Raw genomic sequence first — 18,055 nt, 5'->3', positions numbered from 1 at the left:
GTCGACGCACTGTGCTCGTGCGTAGGTGGTTCAGTCGCGGGGTCGATTGTCGACGATGAGCTCACCGCCGGAGTAGACGCGTTCGACCAGCTGCACACCGGGCCGGTAGGCCAGGTGGCGGTAGCTGGGTGCGTCGAGGATGGCCAGGTCGGCGCGGGCTCCCACTCCGAGGTGGCCGACGTCGGTGCGTTGCAGGGCGTTGGCGCCGCCCGCTGTCGCTGCCCACACCGCCTGTTCGACGGTGAAGTGCATGTCCCGGACGCCGATGGCGATGACGAACGGCATGCTGTTGGAGAACCCTGAACCGGGATTGCAGTCGCTGGCGATCGCCAGCGATACTCCCGCGTCGACGTAGCGGCGGGCGTCGGGGTAGGGCTGGCGGGTGGAGAATTCGATGCTCGGCAGCAGGGTGACGACGGTGCCCGCCTCGGCGAGGACGGCGAGGTCCTCATCGGAGGCGAAGGTCGCATGGTCGACGGACACGCAGCCGAGTTCCGCGCCGAGCTTGAGCGCCCCGCCCTCGGTGAGCTGATTGGCGTGCAGCCGCGGTTTCATTCCGACGGCCTTGCCGGCATCGATGATCCGCCGGGTCTGGACCTCGGTGAAGGCACCGGTTTCGCAGAACACGTCGATCCACTTCGCTTTGCCTGCGGCCGCCGGGATGATCTCGTCGATGACGAGGTCGACGTAGCGTTCCGGCTCGTCCTTGAACTCCGGCGGGACGACGTGCGCGGCGATGAGGGTCGATTCTTCGGTGTGCCGGTTGATGATGTCGAGGGCCTGGATCTCGTCGGGCACGGTCAGCCCGTAGCCGGACTTGATCTCGAACGTCGTCGTTCCCTGCCGCTTCGCCTGCTCGAGCAGGTGGACAAGGTTGGCCTCGAGTTCGGATTCCGTCGCTGCGCGGGTGGCGGCCACGGTGGTGGCGATGCCCCCGGCCGAGTACTTCTGTCCGGCCATCCGGGCCGCGAATTCCTCGGACCGATCACCGGCGAAGATGAGGTGGTTGTGGCTGTCGACGAAGCCGGGGATGACGGCTTTGCCACTGAGGTCGATCGTCTCGAGTCCGCCGAGGTCATTCGCCGAGGTGACTTCCCCGTTGGCGATGTCATCGTCGTTCAGCTTCGGTTCGGCCCCCTCACCGAGGCTGTTCGACACCGCCGTGTCCGCCTCAGCGGACGGTCCCGACCAGATGATCCGACCGTCGTCGATGAGCAGCGCGGCATCGGTGATGATGCCCAGCTCGCCGAGGGCGTCGAGGTCGTTGACGACGAGTTCGCTGATGCCGGTGATGAGCTGCATGGCGAGTCGGGCCTTTCCGATCGAGAATGATTCCCTCTCAGTATGGACCGCTCGGTGGCGGGGCAGAACCTCTCCCGCAGATATTTGTCCGATATTTCGGACGGCCGAGTGATGGGGGTCTGGTGAACCCGCCCGCCGGCTCGGTCGGCAACTCCCCGCGGCCCAGATAAAGGTGAGTAGCCCAAGTTTGAAACCGGGCTACTCACCTTTTTCTGAGCTATTCAGCGACCGCGCCGTCGACGCAACGCCGCGGACTGCTTACTGTGCGGCGGATTCCTCGTCGCGCTTGTCGAGCTCGGGGATCATCGGCACGCGCTGACCGCGCTCTTCGGCCACCTCGGAGGCGCGATCGTAACCGGCGTCGACGTGGCGGATGACGCCCATGCCCGGGTCGTTCGTGAGCAAGCGTGCCAGTTTCTGAGCGGCCAGCTCGGTGCCGTCGGCCACGGAGACCTGTCCGGCGTGGATGGAGCGGCCGATGCCGACGCCGCCGCCGTGGTGGATCGACACCCAGGTCGCCCCCGAGGAGGTGTTGACCAGGGCGTTGAGCAGCGGCCAGTCGGCAACGGCGTCCGTGCCGTCGAGCATGGATTCGGTTTCGCGGTAGGGGCTGGCGACGGAACCGGAGTCGAGGTGGTCACGGCCGATGACGATCGGGGCCGAGATCTTGCCTTCCGCGACGAGCTGGTTGAACAGCAGACCGGCCTGGTGGCGTTCCTTGTAGCCGAGCCAGCAGATGCGTGCCGGCAGTCCTTCGAACTCGACGTATTCGTTGGCGGCGTCGAGCCAGGTGTGGAGGTGCTCGTTCTCCGGGAAGAGTTCCTTCAGCGCCTGGTCGGTGACCTCGATGTCCTTCGGGTCGCCGGACAGCGCGACCCAGCGGAAGGGTCCGAGGCCTTCGCAGAAGAGGGGGCGGATATAGGCGGGGACGAAGCCAGGGAACTCGAAGGCGCGGTCGTAGCCGGCCTTGCGGGCTTCGTCGCGGATCGAGTTGCCGTAGTCGAAGACCTCGGCGCCGCGGTCCTGGAATTCGACCATGGCCTTCACGTGCTTGGCCATGGATTCTTCGGCGCGGATGGTGAACTTCTCGGCATCCTGCTCGGCCTCTTCGTGCCAGTCGTCGACGCTCACGCCCACCGGCAGGTAGGACAGCGGGTCGTGGGCCGAGGTCTGGTCGGTGACGATGTCGACTTCGGCTGCCTCAGGGCGGTCGAGGATGAGCGGGAGGATCTCGGCGGCGTTGCCGACGAGTCCGACGGACAGGGCCTGCTTGTTCTTCTTCGCTTCGATGACCTTGGCCAGTGCGGTGTCGAGGTCGGTTTCGACTTCGTCGAGGTAGCGCTTGCCCTTGCGGCGATCGAGGCGGGTCTTGTCGACGTCGATGATGAGGCAGGCGCCGCCGTTGAGGGTCACGGACAGCGGCTGGGCTCCGCCCATTCCGCCGCAGCCGGCGGTGATGGTCAGGGTTCCGGCGAGGGTGCCGTCGAAGCGCTTGCGGGCGATGGCGCCGAAGGTCTCGTAGGTGCCCTGGAGGATGCCCTGGGTGGCGATGTAGATCCAGGACCCGGCGGTCATCTGGCCGTACATCATGAGGCCTTCGGCCTCGAGCTCGCGGAAGTGCTCCCAGTTAGCCCAGTCGCCGACGAGGTTGGAGTTCGCAATGAGCACGCGCGGGGCCCATTCATGGGTGCGCATGACGCCAACGGGCTTGCCCGACTGGATGAGCAGGGTCTCGTCGTCCTCGAGGTCGTCGAGGGTGCGCACGATCGCGTCGTAGGCTTCCCAGGAGCGGGCGGCGCGACCGGTGCCGCCGTAGACGACGAGGTCTTCGGGACGTTCGGCAACCTCGGGGTCGAGGTTGTTCATGAGCATGCGCTTGGGTGCTTCGGTCTGCCAGGACTTCGCGGTGATCTCGGTTCCGCGGTCGGCACGGATGACGCGGGACGGGTCGTGCTGGGTGAACGACGGCTTGGTGGTCATGGGATTCTCCTTGTCGCTGTGTCCGACGAGGCGGATGCTTGGCTGCCGCTTCGCCGTCGCGCCGAGGTGTGGGCTCCCCTGCGCTGTCGGCTCTGACTACACCATCCATTCTGACGACTGGAGCAGAATGCGGAAGTGGCCCGCATCAAGTTCCGTCCGACATTTCGGACATCCACGCATCGTCCGTCAGGCCGAAGGCCGGCGCAACGAGATTGAAGTCGGCTCAACGAGCTCGAACGGTCCCGGCGAAGTCAGGTGATTCAGGCAGTGATCGCGTGGTCGCTGATCGGTTTCAGTGCCGGATGGGTGTGCAACCCCTCAACTCCTTTGAGCTGACGAACGAGGAGAACCGAAGTTGCGGCGATGCCCGGCGAGAAGATTTGAAGAGGCTCAGTCCTGTCTCCGAAGTCCAGGGTCAGCGTCATCGCTTCTAACTCAGGGAAGAAGGCAGCCACCGCATTGAAGTAGAACGACAACGTGCGGCTGCCGACCGGAATGATGAGCCTGCGATCAGTGACGAGAACATCGACGTATTGGATTTCTCGCCACTGCGCCGCTGCCACGCGCTGCGCCTGAGCGCGAGCATTCGCTCTACCCACTGCCGAGCCGATCATCGCACCGGCAACGAAGAGCGGGCTGCCCATAGCGAAGACCCCGCCCGTGCTGTAGGTGACGTTCTGTCCATAGAAGCGTGCGTATTTTGCCCGGTACTGGTCGAGAAGAGACTCTCCGGGCTCGAGGTTGAGGTTGAAGTCATCGGAGCTGGGCAGGGAGTCTCCCCGAGCAAGAGCCTCAAACCAATGTGTCGCATACACTCTGGCCATGGTTCTCGCTTCAAAATCGCAACGAGGACCACCTTCGGCAACGATCTGCTGTTCCATCTTGCGAGTCCAGGCCGCATGACGCTTCTGCATCTTCTTCTCGAACAGCCGACTACGTCGATACGTCTTCTGGGCACCGATGATCGCCAGAATGATGAACACGACCGGCGCAATTCCAAGGCCGAGGCCCGAGACAATGACCAGCCAGCCGATTCCTGGCCCGTCTTCGCTGGGCAACGCCGACGCCGCAATCAATGCGAACACGTATGCCGAGAGCGGGATAAGCAGCAATGGGACAACCCAGCGAAGATGCCGCCTGAAGCCGCGTTCCACGTTCATCACTTCACCTTCGCAGTGCTATTGCCGATCCGCACAGGCCCGAATTCATCACTCCGGTCTCGGCATGACTCATTGTTGCTACAGACGCTACCAAACCATTGCGCGCAGAACCGGGTCAGTGTCCACGGGGAAGACCGGCTCGTGTGGTCTGCAGGCGACTGGTCCGCGCCCCCACCCTCATCTCGCCACTTCTCCACCCGTTCGCTCGCCCCATTTCGATTCATTACACCTACTTCTCAATCGAGACGTTTTCGATCCTTTAAATCAAGATGGGAACCGCATAAGGTCATGGGCAATACCTCAACCCGGACCATCTATCCCTCACGATCACGAATCGCCCGCATCCCGAAAGAGGAACAACGATGTTCATCGCTCCCACCGCCGTCGTAGCCGCCACTGAGTCAGACGCCCTGCTGACGACTCGCACCCGGGCGCAGAACTGGCGGTCGAAGGACATCGGGATCCCGGACCGCGAACTCACCGATGCGGCGCTGGAGGATCTCGCGCAGCGGGCGAACATCCTCGGCGAAGAATCCTTCGAACGCACCGTCGCCGCCGTGCGCTCCAGCCGCAGCGGCGAGTGCCCGATCATCCCCGACATCGCCTCGGCCGCCGAGGTGTTCCGTGAGTTTCTCCGTGCCGCCCGCATCGACGGCTGGCTCTATGTGCGCGAATCCGACGGGTATGTCCACCCGTATCTCGTCGTGGGCATCGACGTCGAACACGGTGACAAGACCCGCGGGCCGCGCGTGAAGGTCACCCTCGAAGCCGACAACCCCACGGTCAAACGTCCCTCCCGGGCACCCCGGATCCTCTATTTCGAAGAGACCGAGATCGTCGGCAAGACCCCGGAAGAAGCGCTCACCGCGGCCGGAGCCTTCCGCGAATCCCCTGAACTCAAAGACGAATACTCACGGCGCCGCGCGGATTTCAAGGAGATCATCGACCACGGATTCGGCAGCCAGTACCTGTTCACGGGACGCGCCATCCGCACCGATGACCACCGTGCGGCCAACCGCCGCAGCGGCCGCAAGGTCGTCAACGACGTCGCTCCCGACGAGATCGCCGGTCTGCGCGGAGTCAGCGCTTCAGTGCTCTTCGACGCCGGCGAGTACGGACCGATCCCCGTCCTCACCGCGGTGCGCGTCTTCGACCTCGCAGCGCAGGACTATCTCGACGTCAACACCGGAGACCTGCGCGCCTTCGAATACGACCCCACCCTTCAGGACAAACTCGTCCTGCCGCCGGAACAGCGAGAGCTACTGACCATTCTGACCACCGACATCGAGGTCTTCACCGGCGACATCATCGAAGGCAAGTCCGCCGGAAACGTCATCCTCGCCAAAGGCCGCCCGGGAGTCGGCAAGACCCTGACCGCGGAAGTCTATGCCGAGGTCATCGGCAAACCCCTGTACTCCATCCACTCCGGGTCCCTGGGCATCACACCCGAGGCCGTGCGGAAGAACCTCGAGATCATCTTCGACCGCGCGAAGCGCTGGAACGCCGTGCTGCTGCTCGACGAGGCCGACGTCTTCGTCCTCGAACGCGGTTTCGACCTCACACAGAACGCCATCGTCGCGGAGTTCCTCCGCACCCTCGAATACTTCGACGGGCTCCTGTTCCTCACCACCAACCGCACGAACGGTGTCGACGAAGCGATCCTGGCCCGTTGCGCCGCCGTCATCGACTACCAAGCCCCGTCCGCCGAGGATGCGCGCCAGATCTGGCAGATCATGGCCGCCGGCAACGAGGTGGAACTCGGCGACGATCTCCTCGACCGACTCGTCACGGAGTTCCCCGACATCACCGCCCGCGACATCAAGATGGTCCTGCGCCTGGCTCTGCGCATCGCCGCCCACCGAGGCGAGCGCCTCGACCTCGACGACTTCGCCCATGCCGCACGCTTCCGGGGAATCCGGATGGCCAGTGCCGCGGAGGCGACCGAGCTGGTCGGTGCCCGATGAAACTCGAGACCCGCCAATTGGAGTACTTCTCCATGGTCGCGCGCGAACGGCACTTCGGGCGGGCTGCCGAACGCCTCAAGCTCGCACAGCCGTATCTGTCGCAGCAGATCCGCAAGCTGGAAAGGCAGTTGGGGACCACTCTGCTCAACCGCACCACTCGCTCGGTGTCGCTCACCGACGCCGGAGCCCACCTACTCGAAGAGGCAGATCGCGTGCTCGCGCACCTCGACGCCCTCGGCAAGGAAGTCCAGCTCATCGGCGCGGGGCTCACCGGACCGCTGCGTCTCGGCTTCACCGGATCGACGACCTACGGGATAATGCCGCAGGTCGTCAGGCGCACGGCCAGTGCGGCTCCGAAGCTGCAGCTCAACGTCAGCGGAGAGATGGTCACTCCCCGGCTCGTCGACCGTCTGCTCGACCGCAGCATCGACATCGCTCTGCTGCGCGGAGGCACTCAGGCGAAGGGAGTGAGCAGCAGCGTCATCGGCAGCGAATCCTCCATCCTCGCAGTTCCCTCTGATTCTCTGCTTGACGCTCCCGGATCGATCACCGCGGCAGAACTCGGCGAGCATGCCCTCGTGGGATACCCCGAGAAGTCGACGATGTCGGAGATGACTGCGGAGTTCCTCGGCCGCGCCGGTTCTCGCCCCGACTATTCCGTCCGGGCATCCGAGACCTCGACGCTGATGTCGCTCGTCGCCGCCGGCCTCGGAGCCGCGATCGTCCCCCACACCGCCACCGCGCTCGGAATCCCCGGAGTCCGCTTCCGCAGCATCTACGAGGCGCCCCGCACGGACCTGACTGTCGTCTGGCGCTCAGACGAAGAGACCCGCACCATCATCCGGATGATCGAGATCATCACCGAAGTCGTCGGCGAGAACATCGACGATCCCACCGCCGAGGAGAAGGAGCAGCCAGCGTGAAGATCACTGGCGTCGAAGCCGTCCCGTACCGCATTCCCATGTGCAAGGCACTTAAGTTCGCCAGCGGCGAGGTCCACCACATCGAACACGTGCTCCTGCGGATCTCAACCGATGAGGGCCTCGTCGGCTGTGCCGACATCCCACCGCGTCCCTACACCTACGGCGAGACGAAAGAATCCGTCGTCGGCATCGTCAACGGAGTGTTCTCGGATGCGATCATCGGCACGGACCCGCTCGACCGTTCCCTCATCCATTCCCGGCTGCACCGCACCATCGGCAATCAGACAGCCAAGGGCGGAGTCGACATCGCCCTGTGGGACCTCATCGGCAAGTCGCTGAACACTCCCGTGCATCGCCTCCTCGGCGGGTTCGCCGATTCGCTCGAGGTCTCCCATATGCTCGGATTCGCCCCCACCGAGGCGGTCATCGAGGAAGCGCAGCGATTCACCGAGACGTACGGGGTCCGGTCGTTCAAGATCAAGGTCGGCAGGCGCCCGGTAGCCCTCGACGTCGACCTCGTCGCCGCCCTCAGAGACGAACTCGGGCCCGATGCGCTGCTCTATCTCGACGCCAACCGCGGGTGGACCGCCACCGAAGCCGCTCAGGTGCTCGAGGCCACGGCCGGACTCGACCTGCGCTTCTTCGAAGAGCCCGACGACGCCGACGAGATCCTCGGAAGACGCCGCCTCGTCGCCGCCTCCCCCATCCCCATCGTCGCCGACGAATCGGCACCGAATCTCGGCGCCGCGGCCCGGGAGATCCACACGGGCGGCGCCAGCGCACTGTCGATCAAGACCGCACGGACTGGTTTCACCGAATCCCAGAAGATCCTGTCCTTTGCCGAGGCACTCGGCCTCGACGTCCTCATGGGCAATCAGATCGACACTCAGCTCGGCAGCACTGCGACAGTGACCTTCGGGGCCGCCTTCGAACATTCCTCACGATGGCCGGCCGAACTCTCGAACTTCCTCGACATGGCTGACGATCTCATCGCAGAGCCGATCGAGATCAGCGACGGACGGGTCCATGCTCCGACCGTTCCCGGCGTCGGCACGATCATCGACGAGGACAAACTCGCCCGCTACCGCATCGACTGACAACCCGAACCGACCCCCGCCCGACCACCCTTTATCCCCGACCTCGAAGGAGAGAACATGCTCTACCTCGTCAGAATGGACGTCACTCTGCCCCAGGACATGTCGGCAGACGACACCGCCGAGCTGTTGGCTCGTGAGAAGAACTATTCGCAGGAGATCCAACGCGACGGACGGTGGAAGGAGATCTGGCGAGTCGCCGGCGAGTATGCGAACTACTCGGTCTTCGACGTCGCCGACCACGACGAACTCCACACCATCCTCAGCGGGCTGCCGCTCTTCCCTCATATGAAGATCGCCGTCACCCCGCTGGCCACTCACCCGTCCCATATCTGAGACCGGAACCGATCCGGCACTGTATCAAAGGAGAGACACATGTCAGAGAACAGCTTCACCGCCGAAGTCGACGCCAAGGCCGCCGATTCCGGTGCCAATGCCTCCGCCCAGTTCCGTGAGCGTCAGGCTCGCGCCGCCGCCGGCGGAGTCGTCGACCACGAGCGGGTCAGCCTGTTGGCGGGAAAGGCCGTCAAGGCACTCAACGACCTCGTCATCGAAGAGCAGGTCAGCTATGAGGAATACAACGCCTTCAAGGCGTGGCTGATCAAGGTCGGCGAGGACGGCGAATGGCCGCTGTTCCTCGACGTCTGGCTCGAGCACTCCGTCGAGGAGGTCGCCAACGAAGACCGTGAGGGTTCGAAGGGCACCATCGAAGGCCCCTACTACGTCACGGATTCCCCCGAACTCCCATGGGACGGCACCATCCCGATGCGCCCCGACGAGCCGGGCACCCCGTTCGTCTTCAAGGGCCAGGTCACGTCCGTCAGCGGGGAGCCGCTGCCAGGAGCCAAGCTCGAACTCTGGCACGCCGACAACCTCGGCTTCTACTCCCAGTTCGCCCCCGGACTGCCCGAGTGGAACCTCCGCGGAACTTTCGTGGCCAACGAGGCCGGCGAATACGAGATCCACACGATCCGTCCCGCGCCCTACCAGATCCCCACCGAGGGCGCCTGCGGTCAGCTCATCGAGGCGGCCGGTTGGCACGCCTGGCGTCCGGCGCACATGCACTTCAAGGTGCATGCGCCCGACCACCAGCTCATCACCTCGCAGCTGTACTTCCCCGGCGATCCGCACAACGACGATGACATCGCTTCGGCCGTCAAACCCGAACTGATGCTCGATCCGCAGCCCAACCCGGACGACGAGGGCGAAATGGTCACCTACAACTTCGTGCTCGATCCCCAGCGCTGATCCTCAGCAGGGGCAGGGCCTGCGCCGGATGAGGTGCGGGTCCGAACTGAGCGCCTCGGCCACGACGAATTCATCGTCGCGGCCGAGGCGCTCGTTTCGTCCTGAGGGCAGTAATGCCACCACAGGGACGGGGCCCTCGGGTATCCGCACCGTCCCGCACCCGCGGGATTCACACCTCGGGGATTCCGTCACCGAGGTGGACCGCCGCCAATTCTGTGCGTGACCTGATCCCGAATTTCTCGTAGATGTGCGTGAGGTGGTACTGCACCGTCTTCTCCGCGATGAAGAGTCGACGTGAGACCTCGGCATTCGTCATCCCCTGGACGACGAGGTCGGCCACGGACATCTCCTGCGGGGTGAGGATGATGGAGTCGATGTTCTCCGGCCCAGCAGGACTCCCCTCCGCGTCAGGATTGCCTCGCCACGCCATCCCGGTCGCACGCAGCTCCCGATCACAGCGTCGCAGCTGAGCCTCGGCACCCACTCCTTCATAGAATTCCCGTGCCCGGACCAGACTCTCGACAGCATCCCGACGGCGGTTGGCCCGTCTCAACATCTGGCCGCGGCTGAACAGCACCTTCGCCACGGTCGTGTCGTTCTGGCCGTCCATGAGGATCGTCAGCGCGCGGTCGAATCCGTGCTCCGCCTCGGCGAGGTCACCGGCGTCCTGAGCGACCCTGGCTTTCGCCGCCTCGGCGCATCCACGCATATAGGCTCCAGATGTCGCAGCGTGGACGTGGAAGCTGCCGGCGATCTCGGCGGCCTGCTCGCTCATTCCCACGGCGATGAGCGCATCGACGATCTCCCAGCCCCACGGCCAGAAGGAACTGCGCGACTCCGTCCCCCGATCGACGTCGAGCAGGGGCCGCAAGGCCGCGGCTCGACCATCATGATCACCCCGGAGATCCGCGGCGACCGAACGGGCCAGACGAGCCGGCACCTGCATCGCCAGATAGTCGCTGAGGATGGCGCCGTGTCCGCTTCGGCTCATCACCTCATCGACGGGGCGACCCCGCCAGAGCCTGATCTCGGCAGCGGTCCACTGCAGCAGCTGAGCGAGCAGCGGAATGTTTGCGTCATCGCAGATGCGCAGACCCGCCTCCGCCGTCTGCAGCGCGTCGTCCCATTCACCGAGGAGGTACTGGACTCGCGCCAGCCACCCGTAGGCCCACAGTGAGATCCGCAGCGAACCGCGCTCCCGATGAGTTGGCGCTGCGGCTTCGAAGTCGCGGACGGCTTTTCGATGGTCACCGGCGAGCATCGCCACCCACCCCTCGCACAGACGCAGTCGCTGCTCCTGTGCCCCGCGGAGTCGTTGGGCTGCCATGGTCCTCAGCTCCGCATCGGCTTCGGCGAGGAGTCCCTGCGCGGCGAAGCCGAGTCCGCGGACGACTCGGGATTCGACATAGGCGGGTTCGCTCGGATCACTCAGTTCGATCGCGCGGCTCGTCCATGCGCAGATCTTCGGACCGTCCCAGCGCACGAGGGAGTCCAAGGTCCGGCGCAGAGCGATCTGGGCATTGAGTTCGTCACCGCCGGCGCCGGCGTTCTCGGCACGAGCGAGCAGATCGTCTGCCAGGGCGGCCTGCCCCCGATGAGTGGCGATATTGGCCAGCACGGTATCGCGCAGCACCGACGGGGCGATGCTCTTTCCGATTTCGACCCACGGCAGGACTTCCGCCACTCTTCCTGCGCTGGCGAGCGCATCGATGCCGGCCAGGAGTTCATGGTCGCGGTCGGCGGAGGCAGGGAGGACTCGTGCGGCCCCGAAATGCAGCTGCGCGGCATCCTCCCAGCGTCCCTCCCGCTCAGCATCGACGGCAATGGTGATGAGACGCATGGCCAGCTCGGGGTCGAGGCCCAATGAAGCAGCGGAGAGGTGAAAGAGCTTCTCCTCTTCCGATGGGGCGGTCTCGGCAGCTCGGCGGCGGAGAAATCGCCGTGTCGACGGCGCCATAGTCTCGAGGATCACCTTGGCCGCAGCAGGGTGGCACAGACGCAGGGTGGTCCGACCCGCCGAGTCGTGTTCTCGAAAGACGCCTCGAGCCACGCCGAGGTCGATGGTCCCTTCGACGTCATCGATTCCGGCGACGTCCATCACCCGTTTGAGATCCTGCGGTCGGCGCAGAATGGCCAATGCGGAGGCAACGTCCTCGACTTCGGAGGAACCGGTGCTCTCGATCCGGCCCAGGACCTCCTGGGTGACTGCCGGCGGCAGCGGCAGCTGACCGGGGTCAGCGGGCCATCGGCCCGGAGGCAGCAGAGCCAGGATCTCTTCGGCGGCACGCAGTCGGCCGCCGCTCTGGGTGACCAGGGCGGCGGCTCCGTGATCTCCGATGTCGTGGAATCCGCGACCGGCGGCCAGTTCGATGGCATCGTCGGTGCCGAAGTCGCAGATCTCGATCCGGGCAGCATGGGAATCCCTCGCCATCCTCAGGAAGTCGGGGTCCAGCGAGTCTGTCGATTCCGGATCGAGGCAGATGAGCAGCAGGGTGCGGGTGTCGCGCATTCGCCGCCCGATCTGACTGAACACCTGCAGACTTTCGGGATCGGCGAAGCCGATGTCGTCGAGGACGATGAGACGCCCATCTGAGCTCGGACCGGTCGTCGGTGCGGTCTTGTCGCCCCTCAACAGTTCGATGAGGGCGCCGGCCACCTGCAGCTGCATGGTGGCGGGGCATTCGCTGCCCTCCTGCAGAATCTCGGATGCGTCTCTCAGTTGTCCGAGCAGGGCGAACGGGACCCCTCGGCTCCAGTGCGTGCCGACGAGGACTTCGCAACTATGCCCGGTCGCGTCCTGCAGCGCACGGACGATACCGGACTTGCCAGTACCGGACGCCCCTTCCAGGACGACGATCCTCCCACCTGTGTCGGCCAGCGACTTCCACAGGTCGAGGACGGAGTGGAGGGCTCGTGTCGGACCGGGCAGCAGTGGAAGCGCAGCTGACCCTGCTCCGTCTATCCCTGATCACCTCCGCCGACCGGCAGCACCGAGCCGTTGATGTACGAGGCCGCATCGGAGGCGAGGAAGACGATCGGCCACGCCTGCTCTCTCAAGGTGCCGTAACGGCCGAACAGGCTCGATTCCGTCGTCTGTTCGACGACCTGTCGGAACCATCCTCGCTCTTCTTCGGTTTCGGCGCCCGGGCCGCGCGGGATCCGCCGTTCGGGGGCTTCGGTGCCTCCCGGTGCCGTTGCGACCACACGCACTCCCGCCTCGGCGGCCTCCATGGCCAGTGATGCGGTGAGCGCATTGACCCCGCCTTTCGCAGCCGAATACGGGACGCGATTGACTCCGCGGGTGGCGATCGATGACACGTTGACTATGGTACCTTCGCCACGAGCTTTCATCCCCGGCAGGACGGCACGGCACATCCACAGCGTCGGGAACAGGGAGCGGCGGATCTCCGCTTCGATATTCTCCGGTTCGTAGTACTCGTACGGCTTGGCCCAGATTGTGCCGCCGACGGCGTTGATGCAGACGTCCGGCAGCCGCAGCGCCTCGGTTCCTGCAGCCACCACGTGTTCCGCACCTGTCCAGGCCTCGAGATCACCCAGCACCGTCGCCGAGGCGAGCCGACGTCCCCGTGCAGCCGCGATCTCCTTCGCTTCCGCTTCCGTCTCGGACACGAGATCGGATCGGTCGGCGAGGATGAGGTCGGCTCCCTGGGCGGCAGCGAGCAGCGCCGTCTCCCGGCCGATGCCCTGGGCGGCCCCGGTGATGAGCACGAGCTTGCCGGTGAGCAGCCCCTGGTCCTCGACCCGCTTCTGCGCCGTCTGCGATTCAGGCGTCTCGGCCGACTCAGGAGGCATGCGGCACCACCATGCACATCGTCGCGCGAGTGTGCTCGCTGTGCGAACGCAGAACTCGACGCGCCGCATCGATGTCGTTGTTCTCGAACGCCGCAACGAGGTCGTAGTGCTCGGCGTCGACCTCGGGGGCGATCCAACCGCCGTTCTTCAGCGCCTCGACGATCTGGCTCTGCACCTCCAGCCGACGGAAGCTCTCTAGGAAGGCTGGATTGTCGGAGAGGATGAAGAGGTACTCGTGGAATTCTTCGTTGAGTTTGCCGAACTCCTCCGCGTCGATGATCTCTTCGCCCTTGAGCGCCGTCGAGACGTTCTCCGCCAAGCGTCGGAACTGTTCGAGCTGCTTGTCTGTCAGCCGCCCCATGAGCAGCTCGGTCACCGCGAGTTCCAGGCCGGTGCGTGCCTCGAGGTGGGCCATCGAGTCCTGGCGGGTAAAGGAGAGCCGTCCGGTCTGCATCGACGACACCGCATCACCGGCGCTGATCGCATCGCCTGACTCCTCGATCGTCTCTTTGCTGACCGGGGCACCGGATTCGTCGTCATCGGTCGACCCTTTGGGCGCGAACCGCTCGTAGTAGAAGTTCGCCGGCGTGATGTCCTCGTCGCCCAACCAGCTCGACACTGCATCGACCATCGGCGGCGGGCCGCAGAGGTAGATGTCGACGTCTCCGCCGTCGAGATGCTCGTCCTCGATGAATTGGGTGACGTACCCTTTCTTCTCCGCAGTGCTCTCCGGCGAGGACACACAGAAGCTGTAGCTGAAAGTGCCCAGTCTCTCGACGTACTCATCGAGGCGGTCGAGTCCGACGAGATCGGAGTCATTGGTGACACCGTAGATGAGGTGGATGGGCTGATCCGTGCCGTCGTCGGCGAGCTTCTCCAGGATGGACAGGATCGGGGCCAGGCCGGTCCCGCCCGCCAGCATCAGCATCCGCCGCTTCGGGGGACGGAGGAAGAAGGTCCCGAACGGTCCGGTCATCGTCAGCTTGTCGCCGACGGCTGCACGTTCGGTGAGGAAGGTCGACATCGCCCCGCCCGGGGTGTTGCGGACCATGAATGAGGTGTTCTCGATTTTCGGACCGGAGCTGAAGGAGTACGACCGGGCCTGGTCGGTGCCGGGAACCTGGAGGTTCATGTACTGGCCGGGCAGGTAGGCGAGATCGTCCCGGTTCTCCACTGCCAGCGTGAAGCTCACCGTCGAGTCCGCATGGAACTCAAGGTCGACGATCTCGGTGTCGAAGTCCGAGGCCGAGGTCTTCGCCACGTCCGAGGTCGTGGGGACGTCGATCGTCATGTCCGTCTCGGGGGTGGCCTGGCAGGTCAGCACATAACCGGCGTCGAGCTCGTCCTCGGTCATCGCATCGTCGATGAAGTCGCCGGGATCGAACTCTCCGGAAGTGCAGAACGATTTGCAGGTTCCGCACGCTCCGTCACGGCAGTCCGAGGGCAGGTTGATCCGCGCCTTGAACGCGGCCTCCATCACCGTTTCGAACTGGTTGACCTTGATGATCTTGGTGACGCCGTCTTCGAAGCTGATCGCTACGTCATTGCTCATTGTCTTCTCCTAAGTCTCTTCTGCGCGTCCTCGGGCAGGTGGGGCTGCGCGTCCTCGGGCAGGTGGGCCATCGATCTGATCGCCGATGGTCAGATCATGTAGATGTCGATGATCTGATGCACCGTGTCGTTCTTGAGGATGACCTTCTTGTCGCGGATCACCGGTGTCTGGCCCGACAGATCGAGGCTGTAGAGACTGTGGCCGTAATAGGTCAGCGTGCTCTGGTAGCGGTAATAGTGAGTGGTCCAGCTGAATCGGACCTCGACCCTGTCGCCGTCCCGGGACAGGAATTCGATTCCGCCGAGGTTGTGCTCCGTGCGGGGCTCGGGCAGCGAGGTCGCCGCCGAACGGTCGGTTCGGATCCGGAAGACGCGGTCTTCCAGGCCGCTGCGGTCCGGGTACCAGATGAGTGAGATCTCGTTCTGCGGGTCGCTGGTCAGGGTGTCGTCTACGTCCCAGGCGGGCATCCAGAAGGAGGCTTCCGGGTGGTAGCACTCCAGCCATTCCTCGAACTGCCATTCGTCGAGCAGGCGAGCTTCGCGGTAGAGGAACTGGCGGATCACCTCGGCGGTCTCCACATCGACGACGAGTGCGGAAGAGGTCTCCTGTGCGGTCAAAGTCATGATCGGGTCGGTCCTTTCGGGGTCTGTGCCGCGCGTGCGCGGTTGAATTCCGGGTTTGCGCGGGACGGTTCTGCGAATGCGCGGGTCAGCTCCGCGTGTCTGCGGATCAGCTCCGCGCGGAGGGCTCTGCCGCCGCTTCCTCCCGTTCCAGGGCGTCGACCATCACGGACTGCCAGTATTCGTGCTGGACGGGGTAGAGACCTTCGTCTTCGGTCTTCGCGCCCGAGGCGATCGGATTGATGCCCAAGCCCTTCGCCTGTTCGTCGGGCCCGTCGATCTGGTGCTCCTGACCACGGGACATGTCGTTCCACGGAGCTGCCGAGGCACGGTAGGTCTTGTGCGCGGACCGGAACTCCTCGAGATCATCCGGGGTGGCCATGCCGGTGGCGTTGAAGAAGTCTTCGTACTGGCGGATCCGATTCGCCCTCGCCTCGGCGGATTCGCCCTTCGGCGCGATGCAGAACGTCGTGACCTCGGTGAGGTCGGCGGAGATCGGCCGGATATGGCGGATCTGCGAGCTGAACTGGTCCATCAGGTAGACGTTCGGGTAGAGGCAGAGGTTGCGGGAGATGTTCGTCATGAAGTTCGCCATCGTCTCCCCGTATTCCGTGACCAGACGTTCCCGTTCCGACCACAGCGAACGGTCTTCGGGGTTCGTCCATTCCTGCCACAGCAGCAGGTGCCCGTAGGGGAAGGAGTAGAAGCCGCCGGCGACCTTGCCCCAGCCGCCCGCGTCCATGGCCTTGGTCTCGTTCTCCGATTCTCCGGACTTCCGGCGGGCTGTGGTTGCCGCATAGTTCCAGTGCACGGAGGTCACGTGGTAGCCGTCGGCGCCGTTCTCCGTCTGCAGCTTCCAATTGCCCTCGTAGGTGTAGGTCGTCGCACCTTTGAGGACCTCGAGACCGTCCGGTGACTGGTCGACGACGGAGTCGATGATCACCCGGGTGTCGCCGAGGTGCTCCTCGAGCGGAAGGACATCGGGGTTGAGCGAGCCGAAGAGGAAACCCCGGTAGTTTTCGAACCGGACGACTCGGGTGAGGTCGTGCGAACCTTCCTTGTTGAACTGCTCGGGGTATCCGCCGTTGCGGCCGTCTTTGACCTTGAGCAGCTCACCGGAGTTGCGGAAGGTCCATCCGTGGAAGGGGCAGGTCAGGGTGGTGCGGTTGTCGGTCTTGCGGCGGCAGAGCATCGCTCCACGATGGGCGCAGGCGTTGATGAGGCAGTTGAGTCCGCCCTGCTTGTCGCGGGTGATGACGATCGGTTGGCGACCGATATAGGTCGTGAAGTAGTCGCCGATCTCGGGGATCTGGGACTCGTGGGCCAGGTAGACCCAGTTGCCTTCGAAGATGTGCTTCATCTCGAGCTCGAAGATCTCCTCATCGGTGAAGATCTGCCGATTCACTCGGCGGACGCCTTCTTCGGGCCGTTCCTGGACGCCGTTCGCGATGAGTTCGCGGGTATCGGGGCGGACATCGAGCGTATCGGTCATAGGAGCCTCCATTGGTCTCTGCGGTGCGTTCGAGCATCCGATCTCAGGGCGAGCATTCGGCGCTGCCCGATCGGTCCACCCCATCCTCGGCGATCGTGATGCTCTTCACACCAGGGGGATGCCTAGGCATGACCCAGGGGGTGAGGACTGGGGTTCTCGGGGTGCCGGCTGCGGACCTCGCGCAGCTAGGGTGACCGGTGATCTCTCAGCGTTGAGGAAAGGACCGCACCTGTGGAACGCATCGAACAGCTCTATTCGGATCTCGCTCGGCTCGGCCGCGAAACGGAGATGATGGACACCGTCATCACCATGCTCGCCGACGACCTGATGGAGAAGACCACCGCTGACGGACACAGCCGTCATGTCGTGCTCTCGCGGATCGTCGAGGGCGGTTTCGAGCTCTCCCGCCTCATCGAAGAATCACTCGGACTGCCGACCGCGGCCGACGACGATGCCGTCGAGGATGTCCGCACCGGTTTCCGGCGCTGTCATCTGGCGTTCACCGCTGCGGCGGGTCACCTGAGCCGAATACCCGCCGACGAGACCGTGGACTACCGCGGGCTCCGGCTGAGCCCGGGCGAAGTCGTGAGCCAGCGGATCGGTGAGATCGTCATCGCCCACGATTCCCTCGGCACCGCATGGACCATCGAGGAGGCCGATCCGGACTCCGCGCTCGATGCCTTGGAGACGCTCATCCGCAGACTGCGGATCGCAGAGGCGGCTCCGAACCTCATCATCGACACGACCGAAGGCGACCGCTGGGAGATCGGCGAGGACGGTCAGATCGTCACCGGCGACCGCGAGGACCTCGTGCAGTGGCTGGCGTGGGGGCATCCCGGGGAGATCGAATCCGCCGCAGAGCTGCCCGACCTCCCGACCCTGCCGCGCTGGACCTGAGGACCACTGC

14 protein-coding genes are annotated in these 18,055 nt (G+C 64.7%); 6 read left to right on the top strand and 8 right to left on the bottom strand.

Going from position 1 to position 18,055, the window contains the following annotated elements:
• Positions 1-30: 30 nt before the first annotated feature.
• The 3 genes from hutI to KTJ89_RS15130 form a co-directional block, all read right to left on the bottom strand.
• Entirely contained in the window at positions 31-1,302 is a 1,272-nt protein-coding gene (hutI, locus tag KTJ89_RS15140) for an imidazolonepropionase (RefSeq protein ID WP_259358327.1), read from the bottom strand.
• Positions 1,303-1,560: 258 nt separating this feature from the next.
• On the bottom strand, positions 1,561-3,282 hold the full coding sequence (gene hutU, locus KTJ89_RS15135) for a urocanate hydratase (protein ID WP_139469446.1): 1,722 nt from the start codon (positions 3,280-3,282) through the stop codon (positions 1,561-1,563).
• A gap of 260 nt (positions 3,283-3,542) precedes the next feature.
• Positions 3,543-4,442: a hypothetical protein gene (locus tag KTJ89_RS15130; RefSeq protein ID WP_259358326.1), complete on the bottom strand. Its 900-nt coding sequence runs from the start codon at positions 4,440-4,442 to the stop codon at positions 3,543-3,545.
• A gap of 362 nt (positions 4,443-4,804) precedes the next feature.
• Here KTJ89_RS15130 and KTJ89_RS15125 point away from each other — a divergent pair, with 362 nt between their 5' ends.
• From KTJ89_RS15125 to catA, 5 genes are read left to right on the top strand one after another with little or no spacing between them, the layout of a single operon-like run.
• Positions 4,805-6,406, top strand: coding sequence for an AAA family ATPase (locus tag KTJ89_RS15125; RefSeq protein WP_259358325.1), 1,602 nt, complete (start codon positions 4,805-4,807; stop codon positions 6,404-6,406).
• Positions 6,403-7,329 (top strand): LysR family transcriptional regulator, encoded by a 927-nt coding sequence (locus KTJ89_RS15120; RefSeq protein ID WP_259358324.1) that lies wholly within the window; start codon positions 6,403-6,405, stop codon positions 7,327-7,329. The genes KTJ89_RS15125 and KTJ89_RS15120 overlap by 4 nt, the downstream gene beginning before the upstream one ends.
• Positions 7,326-8,426 (top strand): mandelate racemase/muconate lactonizing enzyme family protein, encoded by a 1,101-nt coding sequence (locus KTJ89_RS15115; RefSeq protein ID WP_259358323.1) that lies wholly within the window; start codon positions 7,326-7,328, stop codon positions 8,424-8,426. The genes KTJ89_RS15120 and KTJ89_RS15115 overlap by 4 nt, the downstream gene beginning before the upstream one ends.
• Positions 8,427-8,483: 57 nt before the next feature.
• Entirely contained in the window at positions 8,484-8,759 is a 276-nt protein-coding gene (gene catC, locus KTJ89_RS15110) for a muconolactone Delta-isomerase (RefSeq protein WP_259358322.1), read from the top strand.
• A gap of 39 nt (positions 8,760-8,798) precedes the next feature.
• Positions 8,799-9,671 (top strand): catechol 1,2-dioxygenase, encoded by an 873-nt coding sequence (gene catA / locus KTJ89_RS15105; RefSeq protein ID WP_259358321.1) that lies wholly within the window; start codon positions 8,799-8,801, stop codon positions 9,669-9,671.
• Positions 9,672-9,840: 169 nt separating this feature from the next.
• On the opposite strand, the gene KTJ89_RS15100 is transcribed toward catA, so the two are convergent.
• The 5 genes from KTJ89_RS15100 to benA form a co-directional block, all read right to left on the bottom strand.
• On the bottom strand, positions 9,841-12,600 hold the full coding sequence (locus KTJ89_RS15100) for a helix-turn-helix transcriptional regulator (protein WP_374990287.1): 2,760 nt from the start codon (positions 12,598-12,600) through the stop codon (positions 9,841-9,843).
• A 29-nt stretch (positions 12,601-12,629) separates the two neighbouring features.
• The gene (locus KTJ89_RS15095; RefSeq protein WP_259358319.1) at positions 12,630-13,484 is read right to left on the bottom strand and encodes a 1,6-dihydroxycyclohexa-2,4-diene-1-carboxylate dehydrogenase; all 855 of its coding nucleotides are present in this window, start codon (positions 13,482-13,484) and stop codon (positions 12,630-12,632) included.
• Positions 13,474-15,036, bottom strand: coding sequence for a benzoate 1,2-dioxygenase electron transfer component BenC (benC, locus tag KTJ89_RS15090; RefSeq protein ID WP_259358318.1), 1,563 nt, complete (start codon positions 15,034-15,036; stop codon positions 13,474-13,476). Before benC ends, KTJ89_RS15095 begins: the two co-directional genes overlap by 11 nt.
• Positions 15,037-15,125: 89 nt before the next feature.
• Complete coding sequence (benB, locus tag KTJ89_RS15085; RefSeq protein ID WP_259358317.1) at positions 15,126-15,659, bottom strand: benzoate 1,2-dioxygenase small subunit; 534 nt, start codon at positions 15,657-15,659, stop codon at positions 15,126-15,128.
• A 106-nt stretch (positions 15,660-15,765) separates the two neighbouring features.
• The gene (gene benA / locus KTJ89_RS15080; RefSeq protein ID WP_259358316.1) at positions 15,766-17,148 is read right to left on the bottom strand and encodes a benzoate 1,2-dioxygenase large subunit; all 1,383 of its coding nucleotides are present in this window, start codon (positions 17,146-17,148) and stop codon (positions 15,766-15,768) included.
• Between the two features lie 231 nt (positions 17,149-17,379).
• Here benA and KTJ89_RS15075 point away from each other — a divergent pair, with 231 nt between their 5' ends.
• The gene (locus KTJ89_RS15075; protein ID WP_259358315.1) at positions 17,380-18,045 is read left to right on the top strand and encodes a DinB family protein; all 666 of its coding nucleotides are present in this window, start codon (positions 17,380-17,382) and stop codon (positions 18,043-18,045) included.
• Positions 18,046-18,055 lie beyond the last annotated feature (10 nt).

Source organism: Brevibacterium sediminis (genome assembly GCF_024895295.1).
Classification (GTDB): Bacteria; Actinomycetota; Actinomycetes; order Actinomycetales; family Brevibacteriaceae; genus Brevibacterium; species Brevibacterium sediminis.
The sequence above is the reverse complement of the archived record's forward strand: the minus strand, read 5'-3'. Positions and strand labels throughout refer to the sequence as shown.